Annotated in this window: 16 protein-coding genes and 2 tRNA genes; 8 read left to right on the top strand and 10 right to left on the bottom strand. The window is 74.9% G+C overall.

The window, feature by feature from the left end; genetic code table 11:
• Window positions 1-91 precede the first annotated feature (91 nt).
• Both ABTY40_RS02460 and ABTY40_RS02455 read left to right on the top strand, forming a co-directional pair.
• The gene (locus ABTY40_RS02460; RefSeq protein ID WP_352057780.1) at window positions 92-1,393 is read left to right on the top strand and encodes a sensor histidine kinase; all 1,302 of its coding nucleotides are present in this window, start codon (window positions 92-94) and stop codon (window positions 1,391-1,393) included.
• On the top strand, window positions 1,324-1,986 hold the full coding sequence (locus tag ABTY40_RS02455) for a LuxR C-terminal-related transcriptional regulator (RefSeq protein ID WP_345281683.1): 663 nt from the start codon (window positions 1,324-1,326) through the stop codon (window positions 1,984-1,986). Before ABTY40_RS02460 ends, ABTY40_RS02455 begins: the two co-directional genes overlap by 70 nt.
• Before the next feature lie 80 nt (window positions 1,987-2,066).
• Here the strand turns inward: ABTY40_RS02455 and ABTY40_RS02450 are convergent.
• Together ABTY40_RS02450 and ABTY40_RS02445 are read right to left on the bottom strand one after the other, a co-directional pair.
• Window positions 2,067-2,140, bottom strand: a tRNA-Lys gene (locus ABTY40_RS02450).
• Window positions 2,141-2,255: 115 nt separating this feature from the next.
• Window positions 2,256-3,014, bottom strand: a complete 759-nt coding sequence (locus ABTY40_RS02445) for an IclR family transcriptional regulator (RefSeq protein WP_352057779.1) — start codon at window positions 3,012-3,014, stop codon at window positions 2,256-2,258.
• Between the two features lie 374 nt (window positions 3,015-3,388).
• Between ABTY40_RS02445 and ABTY40_RS02440 the strand changes: the two genes are divergently transcribed.
• Together ABTY40_RS02440 and ABTY40_RS02435 are read left to right on the top strand one after the other, a co-directional pair.
• Window positions 3,389-4,474 carry an LLM class flavin-dependent oxidoreductase gene (locus tag ABTY40_RS02440; protein WP_352057778.1) on the top strand — a complete coding sequence of 362 codons (1,086 nt, stop codon included), beginning with the start codon at window positions 3,389-3,391 and terminating at the stop codon, window positions 4,472-4,474.
• A 273-nt stretch (window positions 4,475-4,747) separates the two neighbouring features.
• A complete protein-coding gene (locus ABTY40_RS02435) occupies window positions 4,748-6,448 on the top strand; it encodes a glycosyl hydrolase family 18 protein (protein WP_352057777.1) in 1,701 nt (566 codons plus the stop codon).
• 209 nt (window positions 6,449-6,657) lie between these two features.
• Here the strand turns inward: ABTY40_RS02435 and ABTY40_RS02430 are convergent, their stop codons facing one another.
• Window positions 6,658-8,442, bottom strand: coding sequence for a putative bifunctional diguanylate cyclase/phosphodiesterase (locus ABTY40_RS02430; protein WP_502990471.1), 1,785 nt, complete (start codon window positions 8,440-8,442; stop codon window positions 6,658-6,660).
• 613 nt (window positions 8,443-9,055) lie between these two features.
• On the opposite strand from ABTY40_RS02430, the gene ABTY40_RS02425 reads away from it, so the two are divergent.
• On the top strand, window positions 9,056-10,336 hold the full coding sequence (locus ABTY40_RS02425; RefSeq protein ID WP_502990463.1) for a M6 family metalloprotease domain-containing protein: 1,281 nt from the start codon (window positions 9,056-9,058) through the stop codon (window positions 10,334-10,336).
• Between the two features lie 67 nt (window positions 10,337-10,403).
• Here ABTY40_RS02425 and ABTY40_RS02420 read toward each other — a convergent pair.
• The 6 genes from ABTY40_RS02420 to ABTY40_RS02395 form a co-directional block, all read right to left on the bottom strand.
• Window positions 10,404-10,477 (bottom strand) — tRNA-Lys (locus tag ABTY40_RS02420).
• The gene (locus ABTY40_RS02415; RefSeq protein ID WP_352057775.1) at window positions 10,468-11,094 is read right to left on the bottom strand and encodes a bifunctional DNA primase/polymerase; all 627 of its coding nucleotides are present in this window, start codon (window positions 11,092-11,094) and stop codon (window positions 10,468-10,470) included. The genes ABTY40_RS02420 and ABTY40_RS02415 overlap by 10 nt, the downstream gene beginning before the upstream one ends.
• A 256-nt stretch (window positions 11,095-11,350) precedes the next feature.
• On the bottom strand, window positions 11,351-11,707 hold the full coding sequence (locus ABTY40_RS02410) for a DUF8844 domain-containing protein (RefSeq protein WP_309054908.1): 357 nt from the start codon (window positions 11,705-11,707) through the stop codon (window positions 11,351-11,353).
• Window positions 11,708-11,813: 106 nt separating this feature from the next.
• Window positions 11,814-13,145 (bottom strand): AAA domain-containing protein, encoded by a 1,332-nt coding sequence (locus ABTY40_RS02405; RefSeq protein ID WP_352057774.1) that lies wholly within the window; start codon window positions 13,143-13,145, stop codon window positions 11,814-11,816.
• Window positions 13,142-14,734 carry a hypothetical protein gene (locus ABTY40_RS02400; protein WP_352057773.1) on the bottom strand — a complete coding sequence of 531 codons (1,593 nt, stop codon included), beginning with the start codon at window positions 14,732-14,734 and terminating at the stop codon, window positions 13,142-13,144. Before ABTY40_RS02400 ends, ABTY40_RS02405 begins: the two co-directional genes overlap by 4 nt.
• Entirely contained in the window at window positions 14,725-15,855 is a 1,131-nt protein-coding gene (locus tag ABTY40_RS02395; protein WP_352057772.1) for a hypothetical protein, read from the bottom strand. Before ABTY40_RS02395 ends, ABTY40_RS02400 begins: the two co-directional genes overlap by 10 nt.
• Before the next feature lie 158 nt (window positions 15,856-16,013).
• On the opposite strand from ABTY40_RS02395, the gene ABTY40_RS02390 reads away from it, so the two are divergent.
• Window positions 16,014-16,610 carry a histidine phosphatase family protein gene (locus ABTY40_RS02390; protein ID WP_352057771.1) on the top strand — a complete coding sequence of 199 codons (597 nt, stop codon included), beginning with the start codon at window positions 16,014-16,016 and terminating at the stop codon, window positions 16,608-16,610.
• A gap of 58 nt (window positions 16,611-16,668) precedes the next feature.
• Here ABTY40_RS02390 and ABTY40_RS02385 read toward each other — a convergent pair whose 3' ends face one another.
• A complete protein-coding gene (locus ABTY40_RS02385; protein ID WP_352057770.1) occupies window positions 16,669-17,958 on the bottom strand; it encodes an NsdA family TPR-like regulatory protein in 1,290 nt (429 codons plus the stop codon).
• A 225-nt stretch (window positions 17,959-18,183) separates the two neighbouring features.
• On the opposite strand from ABTY40_RS02385, the gene ABTY40_RS02380 reads away from it, so the two are divergent.
• Together ABTY40_RS02380 and ABTY40_RS02375 are read left to right on the top strand one after the other, a co-directional pair.
• Window positions 18,184-18,639 carry a hypothetical protein gene (locus tag ABTY40_RS02380; protein WP_352057769.1) on the top strand — a complete coding sequence of 152 codons (456 nt, stop codon included), beginning with the start codon at window positions 18,184-18,186 and terminating at the stop codon, window positions 18,637-18,639.
• Window positions 18,640-18,887: 248 nt separating this feature from the next.
• Window positions 18,888-19,754, top strand: coding sequence for a spermidine synthase (locus ABTY40_RS02375; RefSeq protein ID WP_352057768.1), 867 nt, complete (start codon window positions 18,888-18,890; stop codon window positions 19,752-19,754).
• The last annotated feature ends 13 nt before the right edge of the window (window positions 19,755-19,767 follow it).

Raw genomic sequence — 19,767 nt, 5'->3', positions numbered from 1 at the left:
GCCCCACCCCCTGGGGTAGGGCCGACCCCACCCCCCGTCCGCCCTCCACCCCCATGGCCCCGCCTCCCCCCACCGCCTAGCGTGGGCGCCCATGGGCATCCGTACCCCCTGGCAGGCGATGACCCGGCCCCGGTACCCCCTCGGGCCGTGGCCCTGGCGGGCCGCCGCCTACCTGGGGAGCGGGGCGCTCGTCGGGGCCGCCGCCTGTCTGGTCCTCGCCGTGCTCGTCCTCGGCTCGCTGCTCCTGGTGGGCCTGCCGTTCCTGCTGCTCGCCGGTGTCGCCGTCGGTGCCCTGGAGCGCCGGCGCCTGCGGCTCGCCGACCTCGCGCCCGCCCGCGACCCGCACCGGCTGCCGGAAGCGCCCGGTCTCGCCGCCTGGCTGCGGCGGCGGGCGGGGGAGCGGGCCACCTGGCGGGAGCTCGCGTACGCCCTGCTCCTCGCCACCGTCCTGTGGCCGCTGGACCTCCTCGCGCTCGCCGCCGGGCTCGGCCTGCCCGCCGTCCTGCTCACCACCCCGCTCCAGCTGGCCGCCGACGGCCACGAGACCAAGGTCGTCAAGGCCTACCTGGTGACCTCCTATCCGCAGGCCTTCGCCACGGCCGCCCTCGGCGCCGTCCTCCTGGTGCTCCTCGCCTATCCGCTCGGCGCGGTCGCCGGGGCCCGCGCCGCCCTCGCCCGCGCCCTGCTCGCCCCCCGCGCGTCCGCCCCGGACGGCGCGATCGGCGAGGTCATCGCCTCCCGGGCCCGGCTCGTCGACGCCTTCGAGGCCGAGCGCCGCCGCATCGAGCGTGACCTCCACGACGGGGCCCAGCAGCGGCTCGTCGCCCTCACCATGACCCTCGGGCTCGCCCGGCTCGACGCCCCGGCCGGTCCGCTCGCCGACCAGCTCGCCCGCGCCCACGAGCAGGCCGGGCAGGTCCTGGCGGAACTGCGCGAGCTGATCCACGGCATCCGCCCGCAGGTCCTCACCGACTACGGGCTCGGCCCGGCCCTCGCCGACGCCGCCGACCGCTCCGCCGTCCCGGTCGACACGGACCTGGACCTGCCCCGGCTGCCGGAGGCCGTGGAGAGCGCCGGCTACTTCGCCGGCTGCGAGGCCCTCGCCAACGTCGCCCGCCACAGCGGTGCCACCCGGGCCCGGCTCACCGCCCGTCTCACCGGCGGGACGCTGCGCCTGGAGGTCGAGGACGACGGCCGCGGCGGCGCCGACCCGGCCCGCGGCTCGGGGCTCACCGGGCTCGCGGACCGGCTCGCCGTCCTCGATGGCACACTGACGATCACCAGCCCGCCCGGCGGGCCGACCCTGCTACGAGCGGAGATCCCGTGCCCGTCGCCGACCGCCCCCTGCGCGTCGTCCTCGCCGAGGACGGCGTCCTCCTCCGGGAAGGTCTGATCGGGCTCCTCGCCCGGTTCGGCCACGAGGTCGTCGCCGCGGTCGGGGACGCCGGCGCCCTGCGCGAGGCCGTCGCCGCGCACGACCCGGACATCGTGGTGACCGACGTACGGATGCCGCCGGGATTCCAGGACGAGGGGCTGCGCGCGGCGGTCGCCCTGCGGGCCGAGCGGCCCGCGCTGCCGGTCCTCGTCCTGAGCCAGTACGTGCAGCGCAGCTACGCCGCCGACCTCCTCGACACCGGCGAGGGCACCGGCGTCGGCTACCTCCTGAAGGACCGGGTGGGGCAGGTCGAGGAGTTCGTGGAGGCCCTCGCCCGGGTCGCCGCCGGGGGCACGGTCGTCGACCCGGAGGTCGTACGGCAGCTGCTGCGCCGGCACCGCGATCCGCTGGAGGCGCTGACCCCGCGCGAGCGCGAGGTCCTGGCGCTGGTGGCCGAGGGGCACTCCAACGCGGAGATCGCCCGGCGCCTGGTGGTGACCGAGGCGGCCGTCGGCAAGCACATCGGTAACATCCTGGCCAAGCTGCGCCTGCCCCCGGCCGAGGACACCCACCGCCGGGTCCTCGCCGTCCTCACCTACCTGCGGGCGTGAACCGGCCGGGAGCCGGGCCCCGGCACCGTATCCGCGACACGAAGAAGCCCCCCGCTTCCGCGAGGGGCTTCTTCCGTCGGTGCGCCGCCAGGGACTCGAACCCCGGACCCGCTGATTAAGAGTCAGCTGCTCTAACCAACTGAGCTAGCGGCGCCTGCTGACGAAGAAAATACTACCTGCTCCGGCGGGGTGCTCCCGACCACCCCCGGGACGCGGTCCGGCCCCGGCCGGGGAACACCCCCGGCGGGACGCCCACCGGCCGGATCCGGTCAGATCGCCAGCGACAGCACCACCGGTGCCGCCCTGCGGTTCAGGGTGTCCGCCGCCGAGCGCAGCCGGTGGGCGTGCTCGATCGGCAGCGACAGCGCGAGGCAGCCCACGGCGGAACCGGCCGTCAGCGGGACGGCGGCGCAGACCGTGCCCACCGCGTACTCCTGCAGGTCGAGCACGGGGACCGTCGGCGGCTGGCTGTCGAGCTTGGAGAAGAGGACCTTCTCGTTGGTGATCGTCCGGGAGGTCAGCCGGGCGATCTTGTGCCGGGCGAGGTGGTCCCGCCGGCCGTTCTGGTCGAGCTGGGTGAGCAGGCACTTGCCGACCGCGCTGGCGTGCGCGGCCGAGCGGAAGTCCACCCACTCGTTGACCTTCGGGGTGCGCGGGCCGTCGGCGAACTGGGTGATCTTCACCTCGCCGTCGATGTACCGGCTGATGTAGACGGCCGCGCCGACGGAGTCGCGCAGCTCGGTCAGGGTCTCCTGGAGCTTGGCCTCCAGCGCTTCGCGGCGGGTCAGGCCGGAACCGAGGAGGACGAGGGAGTCCCCGATCACATAGGCGCCGTCGGCGACCTGCTCGACGTATCCCTCGCGGCGGAGCATGAGCAGCAGGGAGGACAGGTGGGCGACGGGCAGACCGGTCTCGCGCGCGATCTGGACGTCCGTCACCCCGCCACCGTGCCGTGAGACCGTCTCGAGGACGCGCAGGGCGTATTGCACCGAGTGGAACGGTGCGGTGGGCTCGGGCTTCAGCGCCACGGTTTCCCCCTACCAGGTTGTGACCGCAAGCTTCCGTACCACGATAGCCGCCAAGGGCCGTTTGCGGGGCGGCTGTCGGCGAGAATGCTGCGGAGGACCCGGGCCGTACGCTGGGGCGCTCCACCCTGGCATATGCCACTGTCATGAGTGATCCCCAGACCCCGAGGTCAGCGCGGTGCGGACGGGTGTTCGGCTCCGTGTCGGGCGTGTGGAGGCGGGAAGATTTTTTGTGGAGGGACGGGCCCCTGCCGCTCCTCCCCGGTGGCCGGAAACCACCCCGCGGGCCCTCCCCGCGCCGGAGCGGGGAATAAGCGGAGACGCCCTCCTGTTCTGGACCGGGGTAAGACGCACAGGTGCCGAGGAGGATCCAGACGGTGAGCGACAGCATTCGAGGAGAGGCGCGGGGGACCGCACCCGTACCCCTGTCCGTCCTGGACCTGGTGACCGTCGGCAGCGGGCGCACCGCGAGCCAGGCGCTCGCCACGAGCGTCGAGCTCAGCAGGCTGGCCGAGCGGCGCGGCTTCCACCGGCACTGGGTGGCCGAGCACCACTCCATGCCGGGCGTCGCCTCCTCCTCGCCGGCCGTGATCCTGGCCCACCTCGCCGCCCACACCCACCGCATCCGGCTCGGTTCCGGCGGCGTGATGCTGCCCAACCACGCCCCGCTCGTCGTCGCCGAGCAGTTCGGCACCCTGGAGGCGCTCGCCCCGGGCCGCGTCGACCTCGGCCTCGGCCGAGCGCCCGGCACGGACGGCGCCACCGCCGCCGCGCTGCGCCGCACCGACCGCCTCCACGAGGGTGCGGACGACTTCCCCGAGCAGCTCTCGGAGCTGACCCGTTTCCTGGACGACGACTTCCCGGACGGCCACCCCTACGCCCGCATCCACGCCGTGCCGGGTCCGGTGCAGGGCCCGAAGGGCCGCCCCCCGGTCTGGCTGCTGGGCTCCTCCGGCTTCAGCGCCCGCCTCGCCGGGCTCCTCGGGCTGCCCTTCGCCTTCGCCCACCACTTCTCCGCCCGGAACACCCTCCCGGCGCTCGACCTCTACCGCGAGTCCTTCCGGCCCTCCGCGGTGCTCGACGCGCCCTACGCCCTGATCGGCGTGGCCGCGCTCGCCGCCGACGAGGCGAAGGAGGCGCACCGGCAGGTGCTGACCGGCGCGCTGTCGATGCTGCGGCTGCGCACCGGCAGGCCCGGACTCATCCCGACGCCGGAGGAGGCGGAGGCGTACGCCTTCGGGCCCGCCGAGCGCGAGTTCGTGGACGACTGGCTGGGGAACGTCGTGTACGGCACCCCGGACGAGGTGCGGACGGGCCTGGACGACCTGCGGAAGCGGACAGGCGCGGACGAACTGATGCTGACGGCCAATGTCCACGGCGGCGAGGCGCGGCTGCGCAGCTACGAGCTGATCGCCGACGCGTACGGGCTGCCGCGACTGCCGGAGCGGCCCCCGCTGTCGTGAATCCCGCCGTCCGCCGGCCACTTTCTTCGGTGCGGTGGTTCCTTCCGGGACCGCCGCCGCGCCCAACCTAAGTGAACCTTAAACCGCTCGTCACCGATGGTGGCGGGCGGTTCTTTTCTGTGCTGCGCGTCTTTGACAAGGGCTTTCCCGCGTGAATTGGTCTAGTCCTCAATCTGGTTCAGACCATTGACGCGCCGTTCACGCGCCGGTTAACACTTCTCCCACTCCAGTACGGCACAGCCCAGTACCCCCAGTACCCCCCGGAGGCCGCACGTGCACCCCCGCAAGCCCTTGATCGCCGCGCTGCTCAGCTCGGCCCTCGCCGCCGGCGCGCTCGCCGCCACCGCCGGCCTCGGCTCCGCCCAGGCGGCCGGCACGACGACCGCCGCCTCCGCGGGGAACGTCCGCATCGCGTACTACGACCAGTGGAGCGTGTACGGCAACGCGTTCTACCCCAAGCACCTCGACACCCGGGGCATCGCGAGCAAGCTGGACGTCATCAACTACTCGTTCGGCAACATCCACCCCACCAACCTCACCTGTTTCATGGCCAACAAGGCCGCGGGTGACGACAACAACCCCAACGCGGGGGACGGTGCGGGCGACTCGTACGCCGACTACCAGAAGTCCTTCTCGGCGGCGGACAGCGTCGACGGCGTCGCCGACAAGTGGGACCAGCCGATCGTGGGCGTCTTCAACCAGTTCAAGGAACTGAAGGCGAAGTACCCCCACCTGAAGATCAACATCTCGCTCGGCGGCTGGACCTACTCCAAGTACTTCCACGACGCGGCGAAGACCGACGCGAGCCGCAAGAAGCTCGTCTCCTCCTGCATCGACCAGTACATCAAGGGCAACCTGCCCGTCGAGGGCGGTTTCGGCGGCCCCGGCACCGCGGCCGGGATCTTCGACGGCATCGACATCGACTGGGAGTACCCCGGCTCCTCCGGAGGCCACCTGGGCAACCACTACGGCCCCGAGGACAAGCAGAACTTCACCCTCCTGCTCGCCGAGTTCCGCAAGCAGCTCGACGCGCACGGCGCGGCCAACGGCGGCAAGAAGTACCTGCTGACCGCCGCCCTCCCGGCCGGCCAGGACAAGATCAAGCACATCGAGACGGACAAGATCGGCGCGTACCTCGACTACGCGAACATCATGACGTACGACATGCACGGCGCCTGGGACGGCGACGGGCCGACGTACCACCAGTCCCCGCTGTACGCCTCCCCGGACGACCCGACCGACGTCATCGCCCCCGGCACCGAGAAGTACGGCATCGACGCGGCCATCGACTCCTGGATCGACGGCAGCCCGGCCTACGGCATCGCGGGCGGCTTCCCCGCGAACAAGCTGACCCTCGGCTACGAGTTCTACTACCGCGGCTGGAAGGGCGTCCCGGCCGGCACCACCAACGGCCTCGCCCAGCCCGCCACCGGCGGCTCGGCCGCCCGCCCGCTCAGCCAGCAGCCCGGCATCGCCCACTACAAGGAGCTGGGCGGCATCGTCGACAACCCGGCGACCACCTTCTGGGACGACCGCTCCAAGTCCTCCTACTTCTACAAGGACGGCGAGTTCTTCACCGGCCTGAACCAGAAGTCCATCCAGGAGCGCGTGAACTACGGCAAGCAGCGCGGCCTCGGCGGCGCGATGATGTACTCGCTGCTCGGCCTGGACGACAAGGCGACGCTGCTGACGCAGATCAACGACGCGCTCGGCGCCACCACCACGCCGCCCACCACTCCGCCGACGACGCCTCCGACCACCCCGCCGACCACGACCCCGCCGACGACGCCGCCCACCACCCCGCCGCCGTCCGGCAGCTGCACCGCCCCGGCGTACAAGGCCGGCACCGTCTACACCGCGGGCAGCCTCGTCTCCCACAAGGGCCGCACCTGGAAGGCCCAGTGGTGGACCCAGAACGAGGAGCCGGGCACGACCGGCGAGTGGGGCGTCTGGAAGGACCAGGGCGCCTGCTGACTCCCTGATCCGGCCTGACAGACACGCCACTCCTGATCCGGCCGGGGCATCCCGCCCCGGCCGGCCCCGGGGCCCGAACGGCTCCCTATGATCGCTGCCCCCGCCCGGAATGTCCCTCCGGCCGGGGGCAGTTCCATGCCCGGAACCACCCAGCGGCCCGTACGCGCGCGTGGCCCCGGACCGGGCGCCGGCACCGGCCCCGTGCCGGGTCAGACCCGCAGGGGCTCGGTCCCGCCGATCAGCTCCGCGATCCGGTCGGGGGCCACCGCCCGCGAGTACAGCCAGCCCTGCCCCGTGTCGCAGCCGATCCGCCGCAGCCGGCTGGCCTGCCCCGAGGTCTCCACGCACTCGGCGGTGACGGTCAGCCCGAGCCGGTGCGCCAGCTGCACCAGGGCCTCCACGATCAGCTCGTCCGCCGGGTTCGCGTGCTCCTCGTCCTGGAAGCCGCGCACGAAGGAGCCGTCCAGCTTCAGGACCGAGACGGGCAGACGGCTCAGATAGGCCAGGTTGGAGTAGCCGGTGCCGAAGTCGTCGATGGCGATCCGCACCCCCATGTCGCTCAGCGCCTGGAGCGCCTGGAGCGGCCGGCCCGCCGAGCCCATGACGGCCGACTCGGTCAGCTCCAGCTGGAGCAGGTGCGGGGCGAGCCCGGTGTCCGCGAGGATGCCGGCCACGTCCGCCACCAGGTCGGAGTCCCACACCTGACGGACCGCCACGTTCACGCTGACGAAGATCGGGCGCTCGCGCGGATGGTCCTTCTGCCACTGACGGGCCTGCCGGCAGGCGGTGCGCAGCACCCACCGGCCCAGCTCCACGATCGAGCCGTCCTCCTCCGCGATCCCGATGAACCGATTCGGCGCGAGGACCCCGAACTGCGGATGGTTCCAGCGCACCAGCGCCTCCACCCCGCGCACCGCGCCGTCGGTCAGCCCGACCAGCGGCTGGTACTCCAGTGTGAACTCCCCGCGCTCCACGGCGGGGCGCAGCGTGGAGGAGAGCGACTGCCGGGTCATGCGGTGGGCGTTGCGCTCCGGGTCGAAGAGGGTCCAGCGGGCCTTGCCGTCCGCCTTCGCCCAGTACAGCGTCGTGTCGGCGGCCTGCATGAGGCCGGTGGCCGTCGTGCCGTGGGCCAGGCGCTCGACCACACCGATCGAGGCGGAGACCGAGAGCCGCTGGCCGCCCAGGTCGAAGGGCCGCTGGAGCGCCCGCAGCACCGACCGCGCCAGGTCGGCCAGTTGTTCCGTACCGGTGGAGTCCTCGACCAGGATCGCGAACTCGTCGCCGCCGAGCCGGGCCACGAGATGGCCCCCGTGGCGGGTGTAGCCGTCGCTGTCGGCGCATTCGGTCAGCCGGGCGGCGACGGCGGCGAGCAGCCGGTCCCCGACGCGGTGGCCCAGGGTGTCGTTGACCGCCTTGAAGCCGTCCAGATCCAGGTAGCAGAGCCCGATCCGCCCTGTTCTGCCATACCCGTACGACCGGTACGACGCGTGCGACGACTCCCACGGGTCCGGGTCGTCGCCCCGGGCGTCCCCGTCCGCGCGGGTCTCCGGGAGGTCGTGGGGGTCCAGGGCGTGCTCGGCGTCCTGGGCGGCTGTCTCCAGGGCGGCCGAGAGCCGCTCGAAGAAGAGGGTGCGGTTGGGCAGCCGGGTCACCGGGTCGTGCATCTGGAGGTGGCGCAGGCGGGCCTGGAGTTCCCGCCGGTCGCTGATGTCGGCGATGGAGAGCAGGACGCGGCGGCTGTCGGGGACCGGGGAGACGGTGACCTCGGCCCACAGGGACCGGCCGTCGGGATGCTTGAGGCGGCGCGTGCAGCGGAAGCGGTTGCGGTGGCCGCGCAGCACCTCGCGGTAGGCGTGCCAGGTGCGGCCGTCGGAGGCGAGGTCGACGAGGTCGGCGGCGGCCTGCCGGCGCAGGGAGGCGGCCTCGGCGCCGAGGAGGGTGCCGAAGGAGTCGTTGGCGTCGACCACGACGCCGTTCTGGTCGACGACGGCCATCGCGAGCTGGGCGGCGCGGAAGGCGGCGCTGTAGTCGCGGAGTTCGGCCTCGCGGCGGCGCGCGGCCCGGTCCTCCGGGTCCTCCCGGGGGCACTCGGGAGGGTGCGCGGGGCGGTGCTCCGGCCGGCGGTCGGTCCGGCGCTCGGGAGGGCGTACGGCGGAGGGCTCGGCGCGCGGCTCGGCGTACGGGACGGTGCAGGGGTCGACGTGACGCTCCGTGAGCGTGGGCTCGGCGGGCGTCACGCCCGGCGGCTCAGGATGCACCGGTCCTTCGGGGGTTCCGCTCACCGCTCGCTCCCGTAGTGCAGTCGGGCCGTTCACATGTGGTCGGGATGGTCGGCCAAGGAAAGTGAGCCGATCATAGAGGCAGGCCGGGGGGCCCTTCCAGCTCCCGGGGCCCCCGCGGGGGCCCCGGGAGCTGTGAGGCTCCCCACCGTCCGGCCCTGCCCGATCGTTTCTGCGCGGGTCTGACACGGGTCGATGACGACCTGATCGAATGTGACTTTCCGTGAACTGTTCTCCGCTCGTGTCGCGTCGACCGCGCGAGGCGCACTCACCCGACCGGGGCAGCGGAAACATGCGAAACCTCGCAAACCACCACAAGGTGGGTGGGGTGTCCCGCATTCCCGAACCGGAGGTCCACGTGAGGGCTCAGCAGCCACCCGGGGGAGTGGAACGCGCACGGCTGCGCGCCGGCGCGGCGGCCTTCACCGCCCTCACGGCGCTCGCCGCGACGGGGCTGGTCGCGGGCCCCGCCTCCGGGGCGCCCTCGGCCGGACCCTGCGCCCTGCCCCGTACCGCCGCGCACCACTCGCTCGGCCTCGACACCTGGAACGACTCCTATCCGCGCCCGGCCCGCACCCTCGACGCCGTCATGGTGTTCCTGTCGTTCCCGGACGCCACCCCGCTCACCACCCCCGCCGAACTGGCCGCCGACCACTTCCCCGCCACCAGCGACTACTTCGCCCGCTCCTCCTACGGCCGCTTCACCCTCCGCCCGCACGCCCAGGCCACCTGGACGCCGATGCCCCGCGAGTCGACCGCCTACGCCATACGGCGGGACTGGGACCCGGGGAAACGCGCCGCCTATCTGCGGGACGCCGTCGCCGCCGCCGACGAGGCCGTGGACTTCTCCCGGTACGACATCGTCTACCTGGTCGCCGACCCCGACGCGCCCGGCGTGGACTCCGACGCCACCAAGGTCGTCAACCTCGAACGGCCCCTGAAGGTCGACGGCACCGGCATCGAACGGGTGGTCACCGTCTTCGAGCGCCATCCGCCCGACCGGAACGTCCTCGCGCACGAGACCGGGCACGTCTTCGACCTGCCCGACCTCTACCGCCGGCCGGCCGACGGCAAGGGCGACTGGGACACCCACGTCGGGGACTGGGACGTCATGGGCAGCCAGTTCGGACTCGCCCCCGACCTCTTCGCCTGGCACAAGTGGAAGCTCGGCTGGCTCACCCGCGGCCAGGTGACCTGCGTCCAGGGCGCCGAACCCCGGGTGGTCAGCCTGGAGCCGGTCGCCGCCGGGCCCAGCGCCGGCGGCAGCGTCGGCACCCGGCTCGCCGTCGTCCGCACCGGCCGGGACAGCGCCCTCGCGATCGAGGCCCGCGCCGCCACCGGCAACGACGCCGACACCTGCACCGAGGGCGTCCTCGTCTACCGGATCGACGGCGGGGCGGCCTCCGGTGACGGCCCGGTCGAGGTGGTCGACGCCCACCCCGCCACCGAGGCCTGCTGGGAGCGGTCCGTGTACCCGCCGCTCGCGGACGCCCCCCTGGAGGAGGGCGAGGCACTCACCGTGCCGGGTACGCCGGTCCGGGTGGAGGTCGTGGAGCGCACCGGCACCGGTGACTGGACGGTCAAGATCAGCCCGGCCGCGACCCGCTGAACCCCGCTCCGGCCGCCCCCGGAGCACGAAGAAGCCCCCCGCTCGCGCGAGGGGCTTCTTCTGTCGGTGCGCCGCCAGGGACTCGAACCCCGGACCCGCTGATTAAGAGTCAGCTGCTCTAACCAACTGAGCTAGCGGCGCCTGCTGACGTCGTAGACATTAGCACCCGGACCGGCGGGAGGAAAAATCGATACCCGCACGTCGGCGGCGGAGGCCGCCCGGACGGCCCGCACGCACGCCCAGAGCACGACCTCGGGTCCCGGCAGCCACGGGTGCCGGGTGTCGGGCGCCACCAGCCAGCGCGGCCCCGCCGTCCCGGCGGGCGCGAGGGGCGGCACCGTCACGGCGTCCCCCACCCCCAGGCAGAGCGGCCGGGGCACCGCGTCACCCCACTCCTCCCAGTCCAGGAGCGCCGGTAAACGCTGGGCCGTCCCGGGCGCGGCGAACAGCAGCATCCGCCCCCGGTGGACGGCGACCGGCCCCGAACCGGGCCCTTCCTCCCACAGGCGGTCCAGCATGCGGCGCCCGAAGACCGGGTCCACGTTGACGACGTCGAAGAGCGACCCGCAGGGCAGGACGGCCGGGGAGGCGGGCCGCGCCTCCCAGCGCTCCAGCGCCGCGTGGCCGTCCTTGGCGGCCGAGGCCAGCCAGGCGGCCCCGGCGGCGGTCACCCGGGCGGTCTGGTGGCGGCCGTCGTCGCCCTCGCGCAGAAAGCGGAAGATGTCGTGCGGGGTCTCGTCTCGCAGCCAGGTCGTCATGCCCCCACATCTACCGGCGGTGACGATGGGGTCGCCGAGAGTTCCGGAAATCCCGGACAGGAGCCCCGGCGGGGCGGTACCGTACGCCCCGCATATGCCAGACGGCCGGTACCTCCGGACCGGTCCGCCCCCGCGCCCGGCGCCGGAGCCCCGCTCGCACGTCCGGGCCACCGTCCCGGACGGCGCCGGACCCAGGCTCGTACGCCCCGGCCCGCGCCCGGCGCCGGAGCCCCGCCCGTACGGTCCGGGCCCCCGCTCAGTCCTCCGCCGGGCGCCCGTTCGTACGGATCAGGTCGCGGCCGAACTCGATCATCTTGCGGGCGTAGTCCTCCGTCCACTCCGCCCGCTCCGCCACGGCCGCCACCGTCAGCCGGTCGAACCGCTTCGGGTCGGCCAGCTGCGCCGCCGCCACCGCCTGGAACTCGATCGCCCGGTCCGTCGCCGCCCGGAAGGCGAGCGTCAGCTCCGTCGCCCGGGCGAGCAGCTCCTTCGGATCCTCGATCGACTCCAGGTCGAAGAAGTGCTCCGGGTCGGCGGTCGCCTCGGCAGGCTCGAAGATCAGCGGAGCCGGCCTGAGCCGCCGCTGACCGCTCCGTTCCGCGGATTCCGCCATCGCACTTCTCCTCCTCGCGCACACGGACGGCCCGGAACCCCGGGCCGTCCTCCATTGTCCCGCGCCCCGCAAGAGCGCGTCATGGCCCACGCTCCCGGCCCCGCCCTCAGGGCGTCCAGCTCACCCGGTGCTCGGCCAGGTGCGAGAGGACCGCGTGGTTCGCCTCCCAGCCGTCCGGGAACTTCACCGTGACGCCCAGCTGCACCGGCTCCGTCGACGGATGCTCGTCCAGCAGTTCCGCCACGCCCGCCCGGCACACCACGACGCACGCGTGACGGTGGCGCGAGGCCAGAACGCACAGACGGCCCGTCTCCAGGTGGAAGGCGGTCGCGTCCGGGCGCCCGGAGAGCGGGTGGAGCACGACCGTCACGTCGTACTCGCGCCCCTGCAGACGGTTCGCCGTGTCCACCGTCACCCCCGACACGCCCAGCTCCGTGAGCGCCGCCCGCACCGCCGCCGCCTGATCGCGGTGGGCGGTGCCGACCGCGATCCGGTCCGGGGTCAGCGGCACCGGGTGCTCCGACCGCTCCGAGACCGCCGCCCCACCCCGGTCCAGGAGCCGCCGCACCACCAGCGCGACCGCGCCGACCGCCTCCGGGTCGGTGCGCGGGGTGTGCCGGGCCGGCAGTTCGAGCAGCCCCCACCCGGAGGCGGCGGCCTCGTCCAGGACCCGGTCCGGGCCCGAGCCGTCCGAGGGCACCCCGAAGGACAGCCGCCGGTCCCCGTGGCCGGTACCGCTGCGGAACGGCGTGTACGGGTAGAAGGCGTCCGACACCAGCGGCGCCGCAGAGGCGGGCAGCCGCCAGGACACCGGCAGCCGGTGCTGCGGCAGCTCCGGGTTGTGCGCGAGCAGGGTGGAGACCGCCGAGGCCGACGGGTCGTACGAGAGCCCCGCCCACTGGTCCGCGCCCACCACCGAGAACGGGTCCAGCTGACCCGGATCGCCCACGAACAGCGCCCGCTCGAAGAGGCCCGCCACCGCGAGCAGCGCGTCCGAACGCATCTGGTACGCCTCGTCCACGATGGCGTGCGACCACGGCTCCACGTTCTTCACGTGCGCCCACTTGGCGGCGGTCGAGATCACCACCGGCAGCCCGGTCAGCTCGCCGGGCTTCGCCGACTTCCGCACCTGCGGCAGGTCGTCGAGCGCCTTGTCGTACGCGTCGCGGTCGTTCGAGTGGAGCCGGCCCACCTCCAGGTCCGGCTGCTTCTCGGCCAGCCGCAGCACCAGGTCGTCCACCTGGGCGTTCGTCTGGGCCACCACCATCAGCGGCCGTCCGGCGGCCGCCAGCTCCAGGGCGGCCCGCACCACCAGGGTCGACTTGCCGGCGCCCGGCGGGGAGTCGACCACCACACCCCGGGCGGTGCCGTGCAGGGTGTCGGCCAGGATCGCGGACGTCGCCCGCGCCGCCTCGGCGCCGGGATCGAACAGGGTCACAGCAGGTCCTCGGGGGTCACGGCGTCGGGCAGTTCGGCGGTGTCGGCACCGGCGGGCGGACCGCCGTGCGTCCAGGGCGTCTCGTCCGGGTCCGGCAGCCCCGGCCCCACCCGCTGGTCGTGCTCGAACAGGGTCCAGGCCAGCAGCTCGCCCTTCTCCGGCACCGAGCCCTCGGCCGGCTCCTTCGACCGGCCCATCCGGTCAAGGAGCCGCAGCACCAGCGCCCCGTCCTCCTCGTACCGGACGAACTCCGCCGACTGCGGCTTGCCCTCCAGGGAACGGAAGACCTTCACCCCCTCGGCCAGGTGCGGCCGGTCGTCCGTGCGGACCGTGAGCAGCGGGCGCGGCGCCGGACGCTTCGACTCCGTCCACGCCATCGTCACCTCCACCACCTCGGCGGCGAACGCCTCGCCCGCGAGCCGGCGCCCGGCCAGGACCAGCGGATCGTCCAGTGCCTCCTGCGCCTCCAGCTGCGCCTGCGCCCGCTCCCGGGCCGCGAGCTTCGCCGCCGCCGCGACCGCGCTGTCCCGGCGCGGCTGCGGCGGCTCGCCCGCGGCGACCCGGTCCCGGTGGGCGGTGAAGGACCAGCGGTCCCCCGTCCAGCGCTCGGCCACCCGGGCCCCCTCCGGCAGCCGGCGCAACAGCCCGAGTGCCCGCCACACCGCGTCCCAGACCGGCTCCAGCTGGGAGGCGACGAGGCGTCGCAGCTCCCGCTCGGCCCGGTGCAGCTCGGCGAGACCGCTGTCGGCCGCCTCGCCGTCCTCGGCCGCGCCGAGCGCCTGCCGGGCCCGGTCGTAGCGCTCGATCGCGGGCGCGAGCAGCCGGTTGTCGAAGGCCGGGTCGGTGGCCGGTCCGGCCGGCGGGCAGAGCAGCCGGCCCTCCGCGTCCCGTCCCAGCTCGGCCCGCAGGGCCGCCTCGGCGCCCGACTCCCCCTCCGGCGGGTCGATCCAGGCGAGCAGCGCGCCCAGGTGCTGGTCCTCCAGGGAGGACTGGCCGGTCGCCCAGTGCCGGCCCAGCAGGTCGGTCGCCGCGAGCAGCAGCGAGGAACCGGGGACCCGGGCCCGCTCCCCGTAGTGGGTCAGCCATCGCCCGAGCAGCGGCACGCGCGGCGGCGCCGGGAACGGCGCGTCCGGGTCCTGCTCGGCCGTCCGCCGGAAGCGCATGGACCGGCCGAGGAGCCGTACGTACTCGATGCCCGCCCGGCTCGGCACGATCAGCTGCGGCGCGTCCGCGCACAGCTCGACCTCGACCCTGGTCCGCTTGCCGGTCGCGGGATCGGTCTCGTTCCGCTCGACGATCTCCACGGCGTCCGTGTACGTGTCGAGGTACGGCAGGACCTCCTCCGCCAGATCGGCGAGGAACGCGAACCGCAGCTCCCGGTCCCGGGGCTGCGGCACCACCAGGAGCCGGGGCCGCTCGGGGTCGGTGCCGACCAGGGCCCCGAGCGGGGCGCCCGCCTCACCGGCGGTGGTCAGCGGGACGAGGACGAGCGGCCGGCCGGACAGGTGCCGGTGCCGGACGGTGGCCAGGGGCTGTGCCCGCCCGGTCTCCACCGCCTCCATCCGGGCCAGGGTGGCGATCAGCGACACGCGGCGGCCCCCGTCCCCGCGAGGGCCTCGTCGCGCAGGGCCCGGGCCCGGCGCAGGGCCGCCACCGCCGGGTCCCGCGGGTCGCCGTCCTCGCCGCGCGCCGCCGCCAGCACGGCGCCGACCGTGGTCAGGCCGCCGAGCTCGCCCCGTACCGAACGGCCCAGGGTCTCCACGGCGCCCGCCTCACGGGCCCGCGCCCGGCAGTGGAAGGCCAGCTCGCACGCGGCCAGGCACTCGGGGGCGTACGCGTGGGGCACGCACTCCACCGCCTCCGCGAGCTCCGCCGCCGAGCGCTCCGTCACGTCGAACCCCGTCCCCTCCGGCAGGGCGCCGGCGATCTCCTCGATGCGGGTCAGCCGGGCCAGCTGGCGGCGGGTGACCGCCCGCTGCTTGCGGACGTCCACCCGGGAGGCCGTGGGCGCGTTGGAGAAGTCCCGGGGGCAGACCAGCAGCACCGTGTGCGCCACCTCCGCGCCCTCGGTCACCGCTGCCGTCCGCTCCAGGGCCAGCACGTACACGGCGGCCTGGCGGGCGGCGGCGCCCACCTTCGCCGCGTCGGCCGCGCCGTCGATCATGGGGAAGGACTTGATCTCCACGACCGTCCACCGCCCGTCGGGGTGGACCAGGACCGCGTCGGGCTCGAGGTACACGGGCGAGCCGGCCACCTCGAGGACCAGCATCGGATGGTCGAGCAGCGACCAGCCGCCGGCGGTGGTCGCCTCCCGCAGCGCGAGCGCCGTCCTGGCCGCCCGCCCCTGCGGCCCGGACGCCGCCAGATCCGGTACGGAGACGGCGCCGGGGTCCTCCACCCCGAGCAGGCGCAGCAGTTCGCGCCCGCCGTCCGCCTTGACCTTCGCCTCGAAGGAGTTGCCCCGCACGATCGCGAACTGCGACTGCCCGAACGGCGCCGGCGAGCCGAGCTTCGAGGCCAGGGCCGCCTTGTCGACACCCGCCCCGTCGAGCAGGGCGCGCCGGCGGCAGCCGGGATTGGCGGCGAGCGCCGCCAGCGCCCGCGCGTCCAGCGGGCGCGGCGCGACCGCCGGTCCGCGCAGCTCGGCGAGCAGCTGCCGGAGGGGTGGCTGCGGCGATCGGGACGGGCCGTGGTCCAGGGAAGTGCTCACCCGTGGAAGTCTCGCATCCGCCACCGACAACCGGGGGCGGTTCGGCCATGAGCCGCCGCCGTGACGGGGTGCGGGGGCCCGGCCCGGCGGGAGCCGCGACGGCCTGGGCGATGATGGAGGGGCATCCCTTGAACCGTGAACCTCTGGAGAGCCCTTCCATGGCACCGCGCATCCTGCTCGCCCGGCACGGCCAGACCGAGTGGTCGCTTCTCGGCCGGCACACCGGCAGGACCGACATCCCGCTGCTCGACGAGGGCCGGCGCGGCGCGAAGCTGCTCGGCGAGCGCCTGCACCGGGGGCCGTGGCAGGGCCTGCCCGGCGTCGAGGTGCGCACCAGCCCGCTGGTCCGGGCGAGCGAGACCTGCGCGCTCGCCGGCTTCGCCGACCGGGCCGAGCCGTGGGACGCGCTGATGGAGTGGGACTACGGCGCGTACGAAGGGCTGACGCCCGCCCAGATCCACGAGCGCCGGCCCGGCTGGCTGATCTGGCGGGACGGCGTCCCCGAGGGCGAGACGCTGGAGCGGCTGTCGGCCCGCGCCGACGAGATCGTGGCCTGGGCACGCTCGGCCGACCGGGACGTCCTGGTCTTCGCCCACGGCCACATCCTGCGCTCGATCGGCGCGCGCTGGCTGGGCGAGGACGTCTCCTTCGCCTCCCGCATCCGCCTCGACCCGACGAGCCTGTCGGTGCTCGGCTGGGCGTACGGCGCCCCGGCGATCGAACGCTGGAACGACACCGGCCACCTGGAGCGTTAGCCGCAGGGCTCCGGGCCGGGACCTGCCCGGGCGGACCGGGAAGCGCGCCCCCACCCCCTCAGTACGTGGCCAGGACCCGGCGGGTGTCGGCGAGGAGGCCGTCGATGCGGGCGGAGGCGATGCCCGCCAGGGACTCCTCGACGCGGCGGGCCTCCGCCTCCGCCTCGTCGGGACGGCCCGCGCGGGCCAGGTTCCCGGCGAGCTGCGCGCGGTAGAGCGCGAGGTTGCGGGCGAAGTGCGGGTTCTGCAGGACGGTGGCGCGGTGGGCGTGGCGGGCCGCGCGGCCCCAGTCGCCCAGCGCCGACCAGCAGTGCGCCTCCAGCGCCTCCCGTTCCGGTTCGCCGAAGAACGACATCCACTCGGGGTCGTCGTCGGCCGTGCCCCGCTCGAAGTGGGTGTGGGCGCGGCCGAGGGCCTCCTCGCAGGCCGACCGGTCCCCGAGGCAGGCCCAGGCGGCGGCCTCCCGCAGGCAGAGCAGGGAGAGCAGCCGGGCCGAGCCGAGCGGCCGGGCCGCCCGCAGGCCGGCCTGCGCCGCCCGGACCGCCTCGCGGTGCCGCCCGGTGTCCCGGGCCAGGAAGGACGTGTTGCAGAAGGCGTGGGCCTCGAGCGCCGCGTTCCCGGAGACCCGCGCGGTGGCGAGCGCCTCGGCGTAGTGGGAGCGCGCGTCCTCGTGGCGGCCCGAGTCGTGCGCCAGCCAGCCCACGGAGAGGGACAGTTCCCCGGCGCCCGCGTACAGCCGGTCCTCGGTGGAGCGGCGGGCCGCGGTCCCCGCGTCCAGCAGGGCGTAGGCGCCGCGCAGCGGCTGCGCGGCCACCTTGTACAGCCCGTCGCCGCCGTGCCGGTCGTCCAGCAGCCGGATCTGGCGTACGGCCTCCTCGACGGCCCGCGCCTCGGCCTCGCCGATCCGGTGGCCGCCGCCGCGGGGGGCGGGGATCGCGACGGCCGTGCCGCCGAGTCCCAGCGAGGCGGCCGCCAGGGCGGCGGTCCCGCTCGTCATGAATGCGCGACGCAGCACGTCGCTCTCCTCATCGTTCCGGGTCGTGACGGCGGGGGGCGGTGGCACCGCGGCGGTGAGGGCCCGCCGTCGGCCGCGCACCGCCTCCCGCGCGGAGAAGCCCAGGTCGGCGAGGGTCAGCCCGGGGAACATGTGCAGGAAGACCCGCTCGTACGCGTAGTTGGGGCAGCGGATCTCGCCCGCCTCCACGCGCCCGATGTAGCGGGCGTCGCACGCGACCTGTTCGCCGATCTCCCGCGCCGCCCGGCGGACCGCGGCGGCGAACTCCGCCGGAGAGTGCTGTCCGCGGAGCCGCCGGAAGGCGAGATTGGGAACTGCCCGTGACATGGCCATGGCCGAGCCCTCTCCTGGTGCTGCCGGGTGTTCCGGCGGCAAGAACGTACCCGCTGTGACCGGATGCGTACGTTGAGTTTGGCCACAAAGCGGATATCTCGCCCGCGATCTGCCATGAACTGCCATCCTTTGCGGCGGCGTGCCGCCGTAGCCGTTGACGCGCACGGGCGTTGAACCGTATGGAGAGACGGAACGCGTCTCCTCTGGAGCGAGGAGGGGTCCCCCATGTCGGAGATCGGATCGCAGTCGGCCGCCGCCCGGCCCGCGCCCGCCCCGGAGACCGGCGCGGCGCCCCCCGCCACCGGACCCGCCGGCCCCTGCGACCTGGTGACCGTGCCCGTGCGCCAGGGCCTGGAGGCCGTCGACATCCTGCGGCGCGGCGGCGCCCCGGTGGTCGGGCCGGTGCTGCACGACGGGGCCTGCGACACCCTCGGCTTCCTGGTCCCGCCCGGGACGGCGGCGGCCTGGGACATGCCGGGCAGCGCGTGTACGCAGACCTCCGGCCGGGGGCTGCGCCTCCCGGAACTGCCCGAACTGCCCGAGCCGGCGGGCGACGCCCCCCGCCCGGCGGGCTGGCTGCTGCCGCCGGGGGACAGCGGCACGGTCACCGACCCGGCGGTCCTGCGCGAGGCCCTCGGACAGGCGGCCCGCATGATCGAAGCGGCCGACGGCTGCCGCTGACCCACCCGGCGCCCGCCCCTCGCGGGACCCCGCCGACGGTGGCCGCCGCACCGCCCGCCGCCACCGCCGCACCCTCCGCCGCCGCGGGACGTCCCACCGCTGACGCCCCCGCTCCGCCCGTACCGGCCCCGGGTCACCGACCCGTCCCCGGCCCGGGCCCTTCGTCGTGCCCGGACGCGGCGCGCCCGCGCCCCGGGGGTCCGCCGCCTCCTGGGTCCCGGCACCGCCCGGGCGCGGATAATGGGGCCGTGGCCAGGAACAAGCAGCGGGACCGGGCGGCCGGAGCCGCGTCCGTCGTCGAGACCGTCGACGGCGGCCTCGCCGAACTCATACCCGACCGGGAACGGCCCCGCGCCTGGACGCTGCTCATCGACGGCGCCCCCCAGTCGCACGTCGACCTGGACGACCCGGCCCACCTCTCCTTCGAGTACCAGCGGCGCCTCGGCCACGTCGCCGACCTCGCCGCGCCGCCGAACCGGCCGCTCCAGGCCGTCCACCTCGGCGGCGGCGCCTTCACCCTCGCCCGGTACGTCGCCGCGACCCGGCCCCGCTCCACCCAGCAGATCGTGGAGATCGACGCGCCCCTGGTCCAGCTGGTCCGGCGCGCCCTGCCGCTCGACCCCGGGGCCCGCGTCCGCGTCCGGTCCACCGACGCCCGCGCCGGGCTCGGCAAAGTGCCGGACGGCTGGGCGGACCTGATCATCGCGGACGTCTTCAGCGGTGCCCGTACCCCCGCCCACCTCACCAGCACCGAGTTCCTCACCGAGGTGCGCAGGGCCCTGCGGCCCGGCGGCCTGTACGCGGCGAACCTCGCCGACGGCCCGCCCCTGGCCCACCTGCGCGGCCAGGTCGCCACCGCCGCGCGCGTCTTCCCCGAACTGGCCCTCGTCGCCGACCCGACCGTGCTGCGCGGCCGGCGCTTCGGCAACGCGGTGCTGGTCGCCTCCGACCGGGAACTCCCGGTCGCGGAGCTGACCCGCCGGGTCGCCGGCGACCCGCACCCGGGCCGGGTCGAACACGGCCGCTCCCTCACCGACTTCACCGGAGGGGCGGCCCCCGTCACCGACGCCGGGGCCAAGCCCTCGCCCGTACCGCCGCCCTCCGTCTTCCGGTAGGACGGGAGGACGC

The sequence above is a fragment of the Streptomyces sp. NPDC126503 genome, assembly GCF_040302405.1.
Lineage (GTDB): Bacteria > Actinomycetota > Actinomycetes > Streptomycetales > Streptomycetaceae > Streptomyces > Streptomyces gulbargensis.
This window is presented reverse-complemented; position numbering and strand designations above follow the sequence as displayed.